The organism is Micromonospora sp. C28ISP2-4 (assembly GCF_030519385.1).
GTDB lineage: Bacteria > Actinomycetota > Actinomycetes > Mycobacteriales > Micromonosporaceae > Micromonospora > Micromonospora tulbaghiae.
Window position 1 is genome coordinate 486,673 of the sequence record NZ_JAUMKG010000006.1, and the last position, 14,604, is coordinate 501,276.

At 74.8% G+C, this 14,604-nt stretch carries 16 protein-coding genes; all 16 read left to right on the top strand.

Annotated elements, in window-relative coordinates:
* Positions 1-65: 65 nt before the first annotated feature.
* Positions 66-2,345 (top strand): FAD-dependent oxidoreductase, encoded by a 2,280-nt coding sequence (locus Q3W68_RS23145; protein WP_302907455.1) that lies wholly within the window; start codon positions 66-68, stop codon positions 2,343-2,345.
* Complete coding sequence (locus Q3W68_RS23150) at positions 2,342-2,662, top strand: putative quinol monooxygenase (protein WP_302907456.1); 321 nt, start codon at positions 2,342-2,344, stop codon at positions 2,660-2,662. The genes Q3W68_RS23145 and Q3W68_RS23150 overlap by 4 nt, the downstream gene beginning before the upstream one ends.
* Positions 2,659-3,885, top strand: a complete 1,227-nt coding sequence (locus Q3W68_RS23155) for a cytochrome P450 (RefSeq protein WP_302907457.1) — start codon at positions 2,659-2,661, stop codon at positions 3,883-3,885. The genes Q3W68_RS23150 and Q3W68_RS23155 overlap by 4 nt, the downstream gene beginning before the upstream one ends.
* Positions 3,886-3,922: 37 nt before the next feature.
* A complete protein-coding gene (locus Q3W68_RS23160) occupies positions 3,923-4,588 on the top strand; it encodes a TcmI family type II polyketide cyclase (protein WP_302907458.1) in 666 nt (221 codons plus the stop codon).
* 91 nt (positions 4,589-4,679) lie between these two features.
* Positions 4,680-5,063: a DUF1622 domain-containing protein gene (locus tag Q3W68_RS23165; RefSeq protein ID WP_120569521.1), complete on the top strand. Its 384-nt coding sequence runs from the start codon at positions 4,680-4,682 to the stop codon at positions 5,061-5,063.
* A gap of 30 nt (positions 5,064-5,093) precedes the next feature.
* Positions 5,094-5,567 (top strand): macro domain-containing protein, encoded by a 474-nt coding sequence (locus Q3W68_RS23170; RefSeq protein ID WP_302907459.1) that lies wholly within the window; start codon positions 5,094-5,096, stop codon positions 5,565-5,567.
* A gap of 72 nt (positions 5,568-5,639) precedes the next feature.
* Positions 5,640-7,697, top strand: coding sequence for a heavy metal translocating P-type ATPase (locus Q3W68_RS23175; RefSeq protein WP_302907460.1), 2,058 nt, complete (start codon positions 5,640-5,642; stop codon positions 7,695-7,697).
* A 94-nt stretch (positions 7,698-7,791) separates the two neighbouring features.
* A complete protein-coding gene (locus Q3W68_RS23180; RefSeq protein ID WP_302907461.1) occupies positions 7,792-8,193 on the top strand; it encodes a molybdopterin-binding protein in 402 nt (133 codons plus the stop codon).
* A gap of 11 nt (positions 8,194-8,204) precedes the next feature.
* Positions 8,205-8,972: a molybdate ABC transporter substrate-binding protein gene (gene modA / locus Q3W68_RS23185; RefSeq protein WP_302907524.1), complete on the top strand. Its 768-nt coding sequence runs from the start codon at positions 8,205-8,207 to the stop codon at positions 8,970-8,972.
* Positions 8,969-9,766 carry an ABC transporter permease gene (locus Q3W68_RS23190; RefSeq protein WP_302907462.1) on the top strand — a complete coding sequence of 266 codons (798 nt, stop codon included), beginning with the start codon at positions 8,969-8,971 and terminating at the stop codon, positions 9,764-9,766. Before modA ends, Q3W68_RS23190 begins: the two co-directional genes overlap by 4 nt.
* Complete coding sequence (locus Q3W68_RS23195) at positions 9,763-10,815, top strand: ABC transporter ATP-binding protein (RefSeq protein ID WP_302907463.1); 1,053 nt, start codon at positions 9,763-9,765, stop codon at positions 10,813-10,815. The genes Q3W68_RS23190 and Q3W68_RS23195 overlap by 4 nt, the downstream gene beginning before the upstream one ends.
* A gap of 95 nt (positions 10,816-10,910) precedes the next feature.
* The gene (locus tag Q3W68_RS23200) at positions 10,911-11,183 is read left to right on the top strand and encodes a hypothetical protein (RefSeq protein WP_302907464.1); all 273 of its coding nucleotides are present in this window, start codon (positions 10,911-10,913) and stop codon (positions 11,181-11,183) included.
* 91 nt (positions 11,184-11,274) lie between these two features.
* Positions 11,275-12,252, top strand: coding sequence for a zinc-binding alcohol dehydrogenase (locus tag Q3W68_RS23205; protein ID WP_302907465.1), 978 nt, complete (start codon positions 11,275-11,277; stop codon positions 12,250-12,252).
* 2 nt (positions 12,253-12,254) lie between these two features.
* Complete coding sequence (locus Q3W68_RS23210) at positions 12,255-12,653, top strand: 6-carboxytetrahydropterin synthase (RefSeq protein ID WP_302907466.1); 399 nt, start codon at positions 12,255-12,257, stop codon at positions 12,651-12,653.
* Positions 12,654-12,657: 4 nt separating this feature from the next.
* The gene (locus Q3W68_RS23215) at positions 12,658-13,695 is read left to right on the top strand and encodes a glycosyltransferase family 4 protein (RefSeq protein WP_302907467.1); all 1,038 of its coding nucleotides are present in this window, start codon (positions 12,658-12,660) and stop codon (positions 13,693-13,695) included.
* Positions 13,692-14,501, top strand: a complete 810-nt coding sequence (locus Q3W68_RS23220; protein WP_302907468.1) for a class I SAM-dependent methyltransferase — start codon at positions 13,692-13,694, stop codon at positions 14,499-14,501. Before Q3W68_RS23215 ends, Q3W68_RS23220 begins: the two co-directional genes overlap by 4 nt.
* The last annotated feature ends 103 nt before the right edge of the window (positions 14,502-14,604 follow it).

Sequence of the window (14,604 nt, forward strand, 5' to 3'; positions counted from 1 at the left end):
ACGAGCGGGTGACGCGCGCTGCGGCAGGGTCGCGGCACGACGACGGCACCGTTCGAGGGGGCTGCATGATCAGGACGATGCTCCGGCTGCGCGCGCGCACCGGGTGCGAGCCCGCGGTCGGGCCGGCCTTCCAGACGGTCGCAGGGCAGCTCGGTGCGCTGGCCGGCAACCTGCGGCACGAGCTGCTGCGCGACGCCCTCGACCCGCGCGGCTTCGTCGTCGTCACCGAGTGGGCCGACGAGGCGGCGCTGCGCGCGTACCGGGGCGGGCCGGTGGCGGCCCGCCTGGCCGGCATGCTCCGGCCGCTTACCGAACCGGCGGACGGCCCCGACTATCCACTGATGCGCGAGACCGGCGACGGAACAGGCCCGGTCTACGTGGACGTCGAGCTGACAGTGCCGCTCGACCGGCTCGCCGAGTTCCACAGGGGCTACCCCGAGGTGGTCCGGCGGATGACCGCGATACCGGGTTACCGCCGCGAACAACTGCTGCGCGAACCCGGCTCGGACATCCACCACATCTTCGCCGAGTGGGACGGCGCCGCGCCGTTCCTCGCCTGGATCGGCGACCCGGCCCACGCCTCGGCGCAGGCCGGACCGATCGCACCGTTCCTTCTCGACATCCGGCGCCGGCTGTTCCACGTCGTGCCCGACGCGGACGACCGCCGACACCCCACGACGGGCTGGGAGGCCGACGTGCACAGGACAACAGACGTACTCGTCGTCGGGGCGGGGCCCACCGGGCTGACCGCCGCCGTCGAACTGGCCCGCCGGGGCATCGACTGCCTGGTGATCGACAAACAGGTCACCCCGCCCGGCCACGCGGACAAGGCGATCGGCGTGCACTGCCGCACCATGGAGATCTGGGAGGAGCAGGGCGTCGTCCGGGAGGCCATGGACGCCGGCATCTGGCTCACCGGCAACATGGTCTTCGTCAACGGCGAGCAGACCCACCGGATGAGCTGGGAGCTGCCCGGCCTGCCGTATGCCCACCTCGGCCTGCCGCAGTACGAGACCGAGCGGATCCTCACCGCCCGGCTGGCCACGCTCGGGGTGCGCCCGCAGCGCGGCGCCGAACTGGTCGACCTCACCCAGGACGCCGAGGGCGTGACCGCCACCGTCCGCACCGCCGACGGCGGCACCGAGACGGTACGCGCGGCGTACCTCGTCGGTGCCGACGGCGCGCACAGCCGGGTACGGGAGCGGCTCGGGCTCACCTTCACCGGCGGGCTGGGCCGGTTCCCTCAGCTGTTCATGCTGGTGGACGTCGACGTGGACTGGGACATGCCGGACGGGCACCTGCTGCGGTTCCTGCACATGACCGACGGGCAGATGGACGGGATGCTCGTCTGCGTACCCCTGCGCGGCGAGCACCGCTACCGCATCGCCACGCTCGCCCCGCCCCGCTTCTTCGCCCAGACCGGCGGCCGCGACGCCCCGCCCGGGTTCAGCGAGGAACTCGACGAACCGACCATCTCCGATGTGCAGGCCGCGCTGGACCGCCTCGCGCCGCCCGGCACCCGGGCGAGCAACCTGCGCTGGTCGTCGGTGTTCCGGATCAGCCACGGCATCGTCGACCGCTACCGCGACGGCCGCGTGTTCGTCGCCGGGGACGCCGCCCACCTGCATCCGCCCGCCGGCGGCCAGGGCATGAACACCGGCATCCAGGACGCCTGGAACCTGGCCTGGAAGCTGGCCCTCGCGGTGCGCGGGCTGGCCGCGCCCGGCCTGCTGGACAGCTACGAGACCGAACGGCGGCCGGAGGGCGAGGAGATCGTCGGCCGGGCGGTACGGATGGCCGGCACCGAGGAGGTGGACCGCGCCGACCTGGAACGGCAGTTCCTCCAGGAGATGTCCATGCTGCTCAGCTACGCCGGCAGCCCGCTGGTCGGGGAGACCGTCGCCGACCCGGCCGCGCTCGGCGACGCGCCCCGCCCCGGCGACATCGCGCCCGACGTCGACGGGCTGCGCCGGCGCGGCGTCGGCCAGCCGCTGCGGCTGCGCGACCTGACCCGGGGCACCCGGCACACGCTGCTGCTCTACGCCGACCGCACGGCCGACGCGGGGGAGCTGGCCGCGTTCACCGGGCTGTGCGCCGAGGTGCGGCGGCTGGCCGGCGGGGAGATCGAGGCGTACCTCCTGCTCGACCCGGACGCCGACGAGCCGCGACTGCTCGACCCGCCGGTGGTGCGCGACGCCGAGCGCCGCTTCCGCGCCGCGTACGGGCTTGACGGCACCGGCCTGTACCTGATCCGCCCGGACGGGCACATCGGGTTCCGGGGCGCGCCGGTCGACCCGGACGCGCTGCGCAAGCACCTGCACCTGGTCTTCGGGAGCGTCCGGTGAGCCGGGTCCGGACCGTGCTGTCGATGCGGACCCGGGAGGGCTGCGAGGAGCGCTTCGAGACCGAGTGGCTCAGCGCGGCCGAGGAGATCCGCACGCTGGACGGCTGCCTGCACCAGGACCTGGTCCGCGACGCCGACGACCCGCGCAGCTACCTGATCATCAGCGACTGGGCCGACCGCGAGCGGCTGGACGCGTTCGGCCGCAGCGCGCACCGGGACCGCCTGCTGAGCATCATCCGCGAGCTGCGCGAGTCCGCCGACCGGCACACCTACCAGGTGCTGCACAGCGTGGCCGGCGAGCCGGGGGAGGGGCGATGACCGACGACGTGGTGCCGGCGAGCGAGCTGTACACCGACGAGTTCGCCGCCGATCCGTACCCGGCGCTGGCCCGGCTGCGCGCGCAGCGGCCGGTCTGCCCGGTCGGCTCGCCGCGCTTCGACTCCTGGCTGATCACCCGCTTCGACGACGCGCGCACCGCGCTGACCGACCCGCGCCTGTCCAAGGACCTGTACGGACCGGAGCAGCACTACCTGAAGATCTTCGGCCCGAACTCGGAGGGCCTGAACCGCAACATGCTCAACTCCGATCCGCCGGAGCACACCCGGCTGCGCCGGGTGGTGTCGCAGGCGTTCGCGCCCCGGCGGATCGAGGCGCTGCGCCCCCGGGTGGCGTCGATCGTCGACCAGCTCATCGACAAGATGGCGCCGCACGGCGAGGCGGACCTGATGCACGACTTCGCCATCCCGCTGCCGATGACAGTCATCTGTGAACTGCTCGGCGTGCCGCCCGCCGACCACGGGCGGGTGCTCGACTGGACCCAGGTCATCCGCACCTCCGGCTCCACCAGCCGGCCTCCGGCCCAGGAGCGGGCGGCGGTGCAGGAGGCCCAGCTCCGGCTGCACCAGTACCTGGCCGGGCTGGTCCGCGCCAAGCGCGACGACCCGGCCGACGACATCATCGCCGCGTTGATCAGGGCCGTCGACCGGGACGGGACGCTGTCCGAGGCGGAGCTTGTCACCACCACGTTCCTGCTGCTGTTCGCCGGGCACCAGACCACCGCAGACTTCCTCGGCAACGCGGTGCTGGCCCTGCTCACGCACCCCGAGCAGATGGAACTGCTGCGCGCCTCGCCCCGCCTGCTGCCCGCCGCCATCGAGGAGCTGCTGCGCTTCGACGGGCCGCTGCCCGTGGCCAGCCCGCGCATCGCCACCGAGGACGTCGACTACCAGGGCGTACGCATCCCGCGCGGCGCGATCGTCGGAGTGGCGATCAACGCGGCCAACCACGACCCGGCGCACTTCGCCGACCCGGACCGGCTGGACCTGCGCCGGGTCCGGGGCCCGCACCTCGGGTTCGGACACGGCGTCCACTACTGCCTGGGCGTCTCGCTGGCCCGGATGGAGGCCGAACTCGCGCTCGGCACGCTGCTGCGCCGGCTGCCCGGGCTGCGGCTCGGCGTACCGCTCGCCGAGGTGCGCCGGCTCCCCGCCGCCTCGCCGTTCCGCGGCCTGCTGGAACTGCCTGTCACCTTCACCGCCTGACGGCGCCGCCGTCGCGGCTCATCATCAAGGAGCAGTCATGGTCTTCCGCAACGTGATCGTCTGTCACATGGTCCCCGGCAGCGAGCAGATCGTCGGCGGCGTGTTCGGCCACTACGACCAGGCCACCCGTCCGCAGGACCTGGGCGTCATCGGCCGGTACCTGCTGTCGCACCACGACCTCTACATCCACGTGATCGAGCGGGAACAGGACCCGCGGATCTCCGGGCAGACCCGTGGCCTGCCCGCCTTCCAGAAGATCGCCGAGGAGATCGGCCCGTACGTCACCCCGTACCCGCGCTACTGGAAGAACCCGTCGGACTCGGTGGCGAAGGAGTTCTACCACTGGGCGTCCGAGGGCGAGCCGCCCGCCGACACCACGCTCACCGTGATCGTCGGGCGGATCAAGCCGGGCGCGGAGCCGGACGTGGCACGGGTCTTCGGCGAGTCCGACGCCGGGTCGCTCCCGGCCGACCTCGGCGTCACCGGCCGCTGGCTCTACTCGATCGACGACGTCTACGTGCACCTGCTCGAACAGGAGTCGTCGGCGGCCGAGGCCACCCGCGACCAGCACGGCGACAAGCCGGCCTTCGGGAAGGTGATGCAGGACCTCGGCCCGTACATCGAGCCGTACCGGCCGGACCGGTGGCAGGGCCCGCAGGACTCGGTGGCCACCGTCTTCTACCGCTGGCAGGCCCAGGACTGACCCGATCCGCGTCCCCGCCCACCGGGTGGCGGGAGCGCGGAAACGCCGCCCCCGCGACCGGCCGTACGCCAGGCTGGTGCGGGGGTGCCGGGTGTCGACGAAGGAGATCGTTCAGCACGTCGGGACGCTGCTCGACCTGGCCGGGGTGCTCGTCATCGCGGTCGGCGTCGCGGTCGCCACGGCGGTGTTCGCGGTGCGCTGCGCCCGGACCCGTCAGGTGGTCGCGCACTACCGGGCGTACCGGCAGGGGGTCGGCCGGGCCATCCTGCTCGGCCTGGAGTTCCTGGTCGGCGGCGACATCATCCGGACGGTCGCGGTGTCACCCACGTTCACCAGCGTCGGTGTGCTGGCGCTGATCGTGCTGGTCCGTACGTTCCTCAGCTTCTCCCTCGAGGTGGAGCTGGACGGCCGCTGGCCCTGGCAGAGCCGGACTCCCGCCGAGCGGCCGAGCGTCGGCGCCCGCCCGCAGCGCTGATCGTCGTACCCCTGCGGCAGGATGCCGGGCGTGGCGGAGTTCCGGATCGCGCGCGGCGACGCGACGAGCCCACAGGCGAAGGGTCCCAAGATCGTCGCGCACGTCTGCAACGATCTGGGCGGCTGGGGAAAGGGCTTCGTCCTCGCCGTCTCGCGGCGGTGGCCCGAGCCGGAACGCGACTACCGGGAGTGGCACCGGCACCGGGCCGGCAACGACTTCGGGCTGGGCGCCGTCCGGCTGGTCCGGGTCGCGCCGGACCTGTGGGTGGCCAACATGGTCGGCCAGCGCGGGATGCGCCGGGGCAGCGCCGGCCCGCCGATCCGGTACGACGCGGTGGAGCGCTGCCTCACGGCCGTGGCCGAGCACGCCGAGGCGCTGGGCGCGTCGGTGCACATGCCGCGCATCGGCTGCGGGCTGGCCGGTGGCTCGTGGCAGCGGATCGAGCCGTTGATCCGGCGCGCGTTGTCCGACCGTGGCATCCCGGTGACCGTCTACGACAGGTAGTGACCTCCGCTGTCGCCCGCGCCACTTCGCCGAGCCGGTGCGGCCGGTACCCCCAGGGGGTATGGTGGTGCGATGGAGCACGGATCCGGTCACGACACCGGCCACCACGGCGACCACGGCGGCGGGCACGGCGCGCACGCCGGGCACGACCCGGAGCAGTTCCGCCGCCGCTTCTGGCTGAGCCTGGCGCTCACCGTGCCGATCGTCGCCACCAGCCACATGGTGATGGACTGGTTCGGCTACTCGCTGGACTTCCCGGGCGTGCGCTGGGCCGGCCCGGTGCTCGGCACCGTGGTCTTCCTCTACGGCGGCTGGCCGTTCCTCACCGGCGGGCTCCGCGAGCTGCGCGAACGTACCCCGGGCATGATGCTGCTGATCTCGATGGCGATCGTGGTCGCGTACCTCGCCTCGGCCGCCACCAGCCTCGGCCTGTTCGACCTGGACTTCTGGTGGGAGCTGGCCGCGCTGGTCACCATCATGCTGCTCGGCCACTGGCAGGAGATGCGGGCGGTCGGGCAGGCGCGTGGCGCGCTCGGTGCGCTCGCCGCGCTGCTGCCCGACGACGCCGAGCGCCTGGACGACGCCGGGCGGCCGCATCCGGTGCCGGTCGGCGAGCTGCGGGTGGGCGACCTGGTGCTGGTGCGCCCCGGCGGGCGGGTGCCGGCCGACGGCCGGATCGTCGAGGGCGCCGCCGAGCTGGACGAGTCGATGATCACAGGGGAGTCGCGGCCGGTGGCCCGCACCGCCGGGGACCGGGTGGTCGCCGGCACCGTCGCCACCGACTCCACCCTGCGAGTACGCGTCGAGGCGGTCGGCGCGGACACCGCGCTGGCCGGCATCGGGCGGCTCGTCGCGCAGGCGCAGGCCTCCGGCGGACGCGCGCAGGTGCTCGCCGACCGGTTCGCCGCGCTGCTGTTCTACCTGGCGGCGCTCGCCGGCCTGGCGACGTTCGCGGTATGGGCGCTGCTCGGCGACCCCGACCAGGCGGTGGTGCGCACAGTGACCGTGCTGGTGATCGCCTGCCCGCACGCGCTCGGCCTGGCCATCCCGCTGGTGGTGGCGCTGTCCACCGCGTTGTCGGCCCGCGCCGGCATCCTGGTCAAGGACCGGCTCGCGCTGGAGCGGATGCGCACCGTCGACACCGTCCTGTTCGACAAGACCGGCACGCTCACCACCGGCCGCCACACGGTCACCGGCGTGGCCACCACCGGCGGGCTGGACGAGACCGCCGCCCTGGCCCTGGCCGGCGCGGTGGAGGCCGACAGCGAGCACCCCCTCGCCCGGGCGCTCGTGGCCGCCGCCGACGCGCGCGCGACGCGTCCGGCGGCGCACGGCTTCCGCGCGCTGACCGGCCGGGGTGTGCGCGCCACGGTCGACGGCGTGGACTGGGCGGTCGGCGGGCCCGCGCTGCTGCGCGAACTCGACGCCCCGGTGCCGGACGACCTGGCCCGGGCCGCGCGGGAGTGGTCGGACCGCGGCGCCGCGGTGCTGCACCTGGTCCGCCTGCCCGAGGGCGGCCGGCCCGAGGTGACCGCCGCGTTCGGGATGGAGGACCAGGTCCGCCCGGAGGCGCGGGCCGCCGTGGCCGAGCTGCGCGAACTCGGCGTACGCAAGATCGTGATGATCACCGGCGACGCGCGCCCGGTCGCCGAGGCGGTGGCCGCCGACCTCGGGTTCCGGCCCGGCGTCGACGAGGTCTTCGCCGAGGTGCTTCCCGCCGACAAGGACAAGGCGGTGGCCGAGCTGCGCGACCGGGGACTGACGGTGGCGATGGTCGGCGACGGCGTGAACGACGCACCGGCGCTGGCTCGCGCCGACGTCGGGCTGGCCATCGGCGCGGGCACCGACGTGGCGATCGAATCCGCGGGGGTGGTGCTCGCCGGCTCCGACCCGCGCGGCGTCGGCGGCGTGATCCGGCTGTCCCGCGCGTCGTACCGGAAGATGCGGCAGAACCTGGCCTGGGCGGCCGGCTACAACGTGGTCGCGATCCCGCTCGCCGCCGGCGTCCTCGCCTGGGCCGGTGTCGCGCTCAGCCCGGCGCTGGGCGCGGTGCTGATGTCCGCCTCGACGATCGTGGTGGCGCTCAACGCCCAACTGCTGCGCCGGGTCCGGATCGCCCCGGCCGACTGAACCGCAGTTCCGGGCCGTCGACCGCCGAGAGGGCCGCGGCTGCGAGCGACAATGCCCCTTCCGGCCCGCACCTGCGGAGCGCTAGGGTGAGCGCGTGACGGTGTTCCGGATCGGCGAGGCGGCCGAGCTGCTCGGGGTCAGCGCAGACACGGTCCGCCGCTGGATCGACGCCGGCAAGCTGCCGGCCACCCGCGACGAGCACGGTCACCGGCTGCTCGACGGCGCCGACGTGGCCGCGTTCGTCCGCGCTCCCGGCCATCCCGAGCTGTCCTCGGCCCGCAACCGGCTGCGCGGCATCGTCACCGCAGTCGTGAAGGACACCGTGATGGCCCAGGTCGACATCCAGGCCGGGCCGTTCCGGGTGGTGTCGCTGATGAGCCGGGAGGCCGTCGACGACCTCGGCCTCCAGGTCGGCTCCGTCGCCGTCGCGGTGATCAAGTCGACCACTGTCGTGGTCGAGCGCGCCTCCACCCCCAGGGGAAGGACGAGCCAGTGACCGCACGGTGGATCCGCGTCGCGCTCGCCGCCGCGCTGGTGACGGCACTCGGCCCGACCGCCTGCGGCAGTGCGGACGAACCGGCCGGGCCCGACGGCGCCGGCCCGGTGACCGTGTTCGCCGCCGCCTCGCTCACCGAGTCGTTCACCGAACTCGGCAAGGAGTACGAGGCCGCCCACCCGGGCAGCACCGTCACGTTCAACTTCGGCGGCAGCTCCGGGCTCGCCACCCAGATCACCCAGGGCGCGCCCGCCGACGTGTTCGCCGCCGCGTCCCCGGCCACCATGAGGACTGTCGCCGACGCCGGTGACGCCGCCGGTGAACCGGCCGTGCTGGTCCGCAACCAGCTCGTCGTCGCCGTACCCCGTGGTAACCCGGCCCGGGTCGGCGGCCTGGCCGACCTCGCCCGCCCCGGCGTCAAGGTGGCGCTCTGCGCCGAGCAGGTGCCCTGCGGTGCCGCCGCCCGCACCGCGCTCGACGCGGCGGGTGTGCGGCTCACACCCGCCACGCTCGAACAGGACGTCAGGGGCGCGCTGGCCAAGCTGCGCCTCGGCGAGGTCGACGCCGCGCTGGTCTACCGCACCGACGCACGCGCCGCACCCGGGCTCGACGCCGTCGAGTTCCCCGAGTCCGCACGCGCCGTGAACGACTACCCGATCGTGGTGCTGCGCGCCGCCGGCAACCCGGCCGGCGCCCGCGCCTTCGTCGACTTCGTCCGCTCCGACGCCGGGCTCGCCGTGCTCACCGCCGCCGGGTTCCAGGCGGCGCCCGGCGCATGAGCCGCACCGTACGCCGGCAGCGGGTGCCGATCGCCCTGCTCGTGCCCGCCGGGCTCGGACTGGCCTTCCTCGTCCTGCCGCTCGCCGGCCTGCTGCTCCGGGCGCCCTGGACCACGCTGCCCCGGCGGCTGACCGAACCGGGCGTGCTCACCGCGCTGCGGCTGTCGCTGGAGACCGCCACCGTCGCCACGCTGCTCTGCGTCGCGCTCGGCGTACCCCTGGCCTGGTTGCTGGCCCGGGTCGAGTTCCCCGGGCGGCGGCTGGTCCGGGCGCTGGTCACGGTGCCGCTGGTGCTGCCGCCGGTGGTCGGCGGCGTGGCGTTGCTGCTGGTCTTCGGGCGGCGCGGGCTGATCGGGTCGTGGCTGGACGAGACGTTCGGTGTGACGCTGCCGTTCACCACCGCCGGGGTGGTGCTGGCCGAGGCGTTCGTGGCCATGCCGTTCCTGGTCATCGCCGTCGAGGGCGCGTTGCGCGGCGCCGACCCCCGGTACGAGGAGGCCGCCGCCACGCTCGGCGCCGGGCGTTTCACCACCTTCACCCGGGTCACGCTGCCGCTCGTCGCCCCCGGCGTGGCCGCCGGTGCGGTGCTCTGCTGGGCTCGCGCGCTCGGCGAGTTCGGCGCCACCATCACGTTCGCCGGCAACTATCCCGGCCGCACCCAGACCATGCCGCTGGCGGTCTACCTGGCGCTGGAGACCGACCTGCAGGCCGCGATCGTGCTGAGCCTGATCCTGCTCACCGTCTCAGTGGTCATCCTCGCCGCGCTGCGCGACAAATGGGTCGGGACGACATGAGTGTGCTGGACGCGCATCTCGTCGCCGAGCGGGACGGCTTCACCCTCGACGTGCGGCTGCGCATCGCCGCCGGTGAGGTGGTGGCGTTGCTCGGCCCGAACGGCGCCGGCAAGACCACAGCGCTGCGGGTGCTCGCCGGGCTGCACCCGCTCGCCGCCGGGCATCTCACGCTCGACGGCGCCGACCTGGACCGCCCGGACCGGCGGGTGTGGACGCCGCCGGAGCGGCGGCCGGTCGGCGTGGTGTTCCAGGACTACCTGCTGTTCCCGCACCTGAGTGCGCTGGACAACGTGGCGTTCGGGCCGCGCCGGCGGGGTGCCGACAAGCGCGCCGCCCGCGCCAGGGCCCAGGAGTGGCTGGACCGGGTCGGCCTCGGCGACCAGGCCCGGCGCCGGCCCCGGCAGCTCTCCGGTGGGCAGGCCCAGCGCGTCGCGCTGGCCCGCGCGCTCGCCGTCGACCCGGCGCTGCTGCTGCTCGACGAGCCGCTCGCCGCGCTCGACGCGGGAACCCGGCTGGACACCCGCGCCGAACTCCAGCGCCACCTCGGCGCGCACCCCGGCGCGACGCTGCTGGTCACCCACGATCCGCTCGACGCGCTGGTGCTCGCCGACCGACTGGTCATCGTGGAGCACGGCCGGGTGGTGCAGGAGGGCGACGCGGCCACCGTCACGGCCCGGCCGCGTACCGACTACGTGGCCCGGCTGGTCGGGTTGAACCTGCACCGCGGCCGCGGCGACGGGCATGCCGTCACAGTCGGTGAGCTGACGCTCACCACCGCCGACACCGTCCACGGTGAGGCGTTCGTCGCGTACCCGCCGTCCGCCGTCGCGCTGCACCCGTCCCGGCCCGAGGGCAGCCCGCGCAACGTCTGGGCGGCCACCGTGACCGGCGTGCAACGCCACGGCGACAACCTGCGTGTGCAGCTCACCGGGCCGGTCGAGGTGGCCGCCGACGTCACGCCCGCCGCCGCGGCCCATCTCGGACTGATCCCCGGCCGGCCGGTCTGGGCGGCGGTCAAGGCAGCCGAGACGCGCGCCTATCCGGCGTGACAAACACCGCTGGTCAGGGCATGTGCGCAGGTGAGAGGTTTGATCTGCGCTCAACCGGTCACTGGGACGGTAGCGACGACGCAAAGGGGGACACGGTGCCCGACACGATCCGCAACAGGTCCAGTCAGGACGCCGACCTGCCACGGGGAGTCACCGACCCGTTGCTCTGGCGTGCCGCGTACGACGTTGCGGTCGCCCACCGGCCCGACGAGTCCGGCCGGTGCGAGAGCCTGCTGTGTGACGGTCAGGTCGCGCCGTGTGACGCGCTGACCGCCGCCCACCGGGCCATGGAACTGGCCGGGGACCGGCACGCCGACCGGGCCGAGCCCGAGACCTGGCGTACGCAGCAGCGCCGGCGCGCCGCCTGAGCATCGGGTCGCGGGCGGTTCGAACCGTGGACGCCCCGCTTCCGTGTTTATGATCGACAACTCGGTCGGAATGCGGGGAAGAGGAGAGTTCGTGACGGTCGACGCCCACGCGTTCTGGCTCCGCGCCCCCGGCCAGGGCGAGATCCGGCCGGTCCGGCTCGCCGCGCCCGGCCCCGGTGAGGTGCTGGTCCGTACCCGCTTCTCCGGCGTCAGCCGCGGCACCGAGACGCTCGTGTTCACCGGTCGCGTCCCGGCCGACCAGCACGACACCATGCGGGCGCCGTTCCAGGAGGGCGACTTCCCGGCCCCGGTCAAGTACGGCTACCTGAGCGTCGGCACCGTGGAGGCGGGCGACGACCGGCTGCTCGGCCGTACCGTCTTCTGCCTCTACCCGCACCAGAGCGCGTACGTGGTCCCGGCCGACGCCGTGACCGTCGTACCGGACGGTGTGCCGGCGGAGCGCGCGGTGCTGGCCGGCACCGTGGAGACGGCGGTGAACGCGCTGTGGGACGCCGCGCCGCTGGTCGGTGACCGGGTCACCGTGATCGGCGGCGGGATGGTCGGCTGCGCCGTCACCGCGCTGCTGGCCCGTTTCCCCGGCGTCCGGGTCGAACTCGTCGACGCCGACCCGGCCCGCGCCGAGGTGGCCGCCGCGCTCGGCGCCGACTTCGCCACGCCCGCCGACGCGACCGGCGGGCGCGACCTGGTGGTGCACGCCAGCGCCACCGCCGACGGGCTGCAACGCGGCCTGGAGCTGCTGCGCCCCGAGGGCACCGTGCTGGAGCTGAGCTGGTACGGCGACCGGCCGGTCACGCTGGCGCTGGGCGGCGCGTTCCACTCCCGACGGCTGGGCATCCGTAGCAGCCAGGTCGGTACCGTGTCGCCCCGGCGGGCCGACCGCAGCTACGCCGACCGGCTCGCGCTCGCCCTCGACCTGCTGGCCGACCCGGCGTTCGACGCGCTGCTCACCGGCCGGTCCCGCTTCGACGACCTGCCCGACGTGCTGGACCGGCTCGCCTCGGGCGAGCTGCCGGCGCTGTGTCATCTCATCACCTACGGCGAGGAGTGAACGTGTTCAGCGTGACCGTCCGGGACCACATGATGGTCGCCCACAGTTTCCGCGGCGAGGTGTTCGGCCCGGCCCAGCGGCTGCACGGGGCGACGTTCGTCGTCGACGCCACGTTCCGCCGCGCGGAGCTGGACGACGACGGGATCGTGGTCGACATCGGGCTGGCCACCGAGCAGCTCAAGGCCGTGCTCGCCGAGCTGAACTACCGCAACCTCGACGACGAGCCGGCCTTCGCCGGGGTGAACACCACCACCGAGGTGCTCGCGCGGACGATCGCCGACCGGCTCGCCGAGGCCGTGGCGGCCGGCCGGCTGGGGGAGGGCGCGCGCGGCCTCGCCGGGATCACAGTCACCCTGCACGAGTCGCACATCGCGTGGGCGAGCTACGAGCGGTCGCTCTGACCGGATGACAGTCGTCCACGTGGTGCTGCCGGGCGACATCGACGACCCGGCGGACCCCAGCGGCGGCAACGCGTACGACCGCCACGTCTGCCGAGGGCTGGCCGGGCGCGGCTGGACGGTACGCGAGCACCAGGTGCCCGGCGGCTGGCCGCACCCGGGGCCACGGGAACGCGCCGACCTGGCCGGGCTGCTCGGCGGGCTGCCCGACGGCGTGCCGGTGCTGCTCGACGGCCTGGTGGCTTCGACCGTGCCGGACGTGCTCGCCCCGCACGCCGCGCGGCTGCGCCTGGTGATCCTGGTGCACCTGCCGATCGAGGGCGAGACGGAGGCGCGGTCGCTGGCGGCGGCCTCCGCGGTGGTCGCCACCAGCGCGTGGACCCGCGATCGGCTGCTCGACCGCTACCGGCTGCCACCCGGGCGGGTGACAGTGGCGCCGCCCGGCGTGGACCCGGCGCCCGTCGCCTCCGGCACGCCCGGCGGGGGACGGCTGCTCTGCGTCGCCGCCGTCACCCCGGTCAAGGGGCACGACGTGCTGGCCGCCGCGCTCACCGAGGTGGCGGACCTGGACTGGACCTGCGACTGGGTGGGTCCGCCGGACCGGGACCGGGCGTTCGCGGACCGGCTGCGCGGGCGGCTCACCGCCACCGGCCTCGCCGGCCGGGTCCGGCTGACCGGGCCACGCACCGGCCCCGACCTGGCCGCCACGTACGCCGCCGCCGATCTGCTGGTTGCGCCCTCCCGGCGGGAGACGTACGGAATGGTGGTCACCGAGGCGCTGGCCCGGGGCGTGCCGGTGCTGGCGAGCGACACCGGGGGCCTGCCGGACACGCTCGGGCACGCTCCCGGCGGCGACCGGCCCGGCCTGCTCGTCCCGGCGGGCGACCCGGGCGCGACCGCCGCGGCGCTGCGCCGCTGGCTCACCGACCCGGGCCTGCGGGACCGGCTGCGTCGCGCCGCCCGGCGGCGGCGGCACACCCTCACCGGCTGGCCGGTCACAGTGGACCGGCTGGCGGCGGCACTGAAGGAGGCGACCGCCGCATGAGCACCTCACTCCCGCCCGGCTTCGCGGACTGGCTGCGGCTGCGCGAGCCCGCCGACGCGGCGGCCCGCAGCACCGAGCTGGCCGACGCGGTCCGCGACCGGCTGCCCGCCGGCCGGCCGCTCGTCGTGCACGACCTGGGCAGCGGCACCGGCTCGATGGCCCGCTGGCTCGCCCCGCGGCTGCCCGGCCCGCAGCGCTGGGTGCTGCACGAACGCGACGCGGACCTGTTGGCGCTGGCCCGGGCCGGTCGGCTCACCGCCGCCGACGGCGCCGAGGTCACGGTGACCACGCGCGGCTCCGACGTCACCCGGCTGACCGCCGCCGACCTGGCCGACGCCCACCTGGTCACGGCGTCCGCGCTGCTGGACATGCTCACCGCCGAGGAGGTCGAGCGGATGGCGGCGGCCTGCGCCGGCCACCCGACGCTGTTCGCGCTCACCGTGACCGGCCGGGTCGAGTTCACGCCGCCGGACCCGCTCGACACCGAGCTGACCGGCGCGTTCAACGCCCACCAGCGGCGCACCGTCGACGGCCGGGTCCTGCTCGGGCCGGACGCGGTGGACGTCACGGTGGCCGCATTCCGCCGCCACGGCGTCGAGACGCGCGTGCGGTCGACCCCGTGGCGGCTCGGGCCGGAGCAGGCGGAACTGACCGCCGAGTGGCTCACCGGCTGGGTGGACGCGGCCGTCGAGGAACGACCGCATCTGTCCGGGCCCGCCGCGACGTATCAGAAGTGGCGGCTCACCGAGGCCGCCGCCGGCCGGCTCGAGGTGGTGCTGCACCACGCCGACCTGCTCGCCGGCTGAACCGTACCGGCCGTCGGCACGTGACAACCGGTGGGAACAAGGGAGGACCGTTTGTCACACGTCGCCGTCGCCGTCGCCGTACCGGCTGTCACGCCCGCGCCGC

What these genes read in the sequence shown, in the direction of transcription:
- Q3W68_RS23145 (WP_302907455.1), top strand. Translation starts at nt 66, where the DNA reads ATGATCAGGACGATGCTCCGGCTGCGCGCGCGCACCGGGTGCGAGCCC.
- Q3W68_RS23155 (WP_302907457.1), top strand. Translation starts at nt 2,659, where the DNA reads ATGACCGACGACGTGGTGCCGGCGAGCGAGCTGTACACCGACGAGTTC.
- Q3W68_RS23160 (WP_302907458.1), top strand. Translation starts at nt 3,923, where the DNA reads ATGGTCTTCCGCAACGTGATCGTCTGTCACATGGTCCCCGGCAGCGAG.
- Q3W68_RS23175 (WP_302907460.1), top strand. Translation starts at nt 5,640, where the DNA reads ATGGAGCACGGATCCGGTCACGACACCGGCCACCACGGCGACCACGGC.
- Q3W68_RS23190 (WP_302907462.1), top strand. Translation starts at nt 8,969, where the DNA reads ATGAGCCGCACCGTACGCCGGCAGCGGGTGCCGATCGCCCTGCTCGTG.
- Q3W68_RS23195 (WP_302907463.1), top strand. Translation starts at nt 9,763, where the DNA reads ATGAGTGTGCTGGACGCGCATCTCGTCGCCGAGCGGGACGGCTTCACC.
- Q3W68_RS23215 (WP_302907467.1), top strand. Translation starts at nt 12,658, where the DNA reads ATGACAGTCGTCCACGTGGTGCTGCCGGGCGACATCGACGACCCGGCG.
- Q3W68_RS23220 (WP_302907468.1), top strand. Translation starts at nt 13,692, where the DNA reads ATGAGCACCTCACTCCCGCCCGGCTTCGCGGACTGGCTGCGGCTGCGC.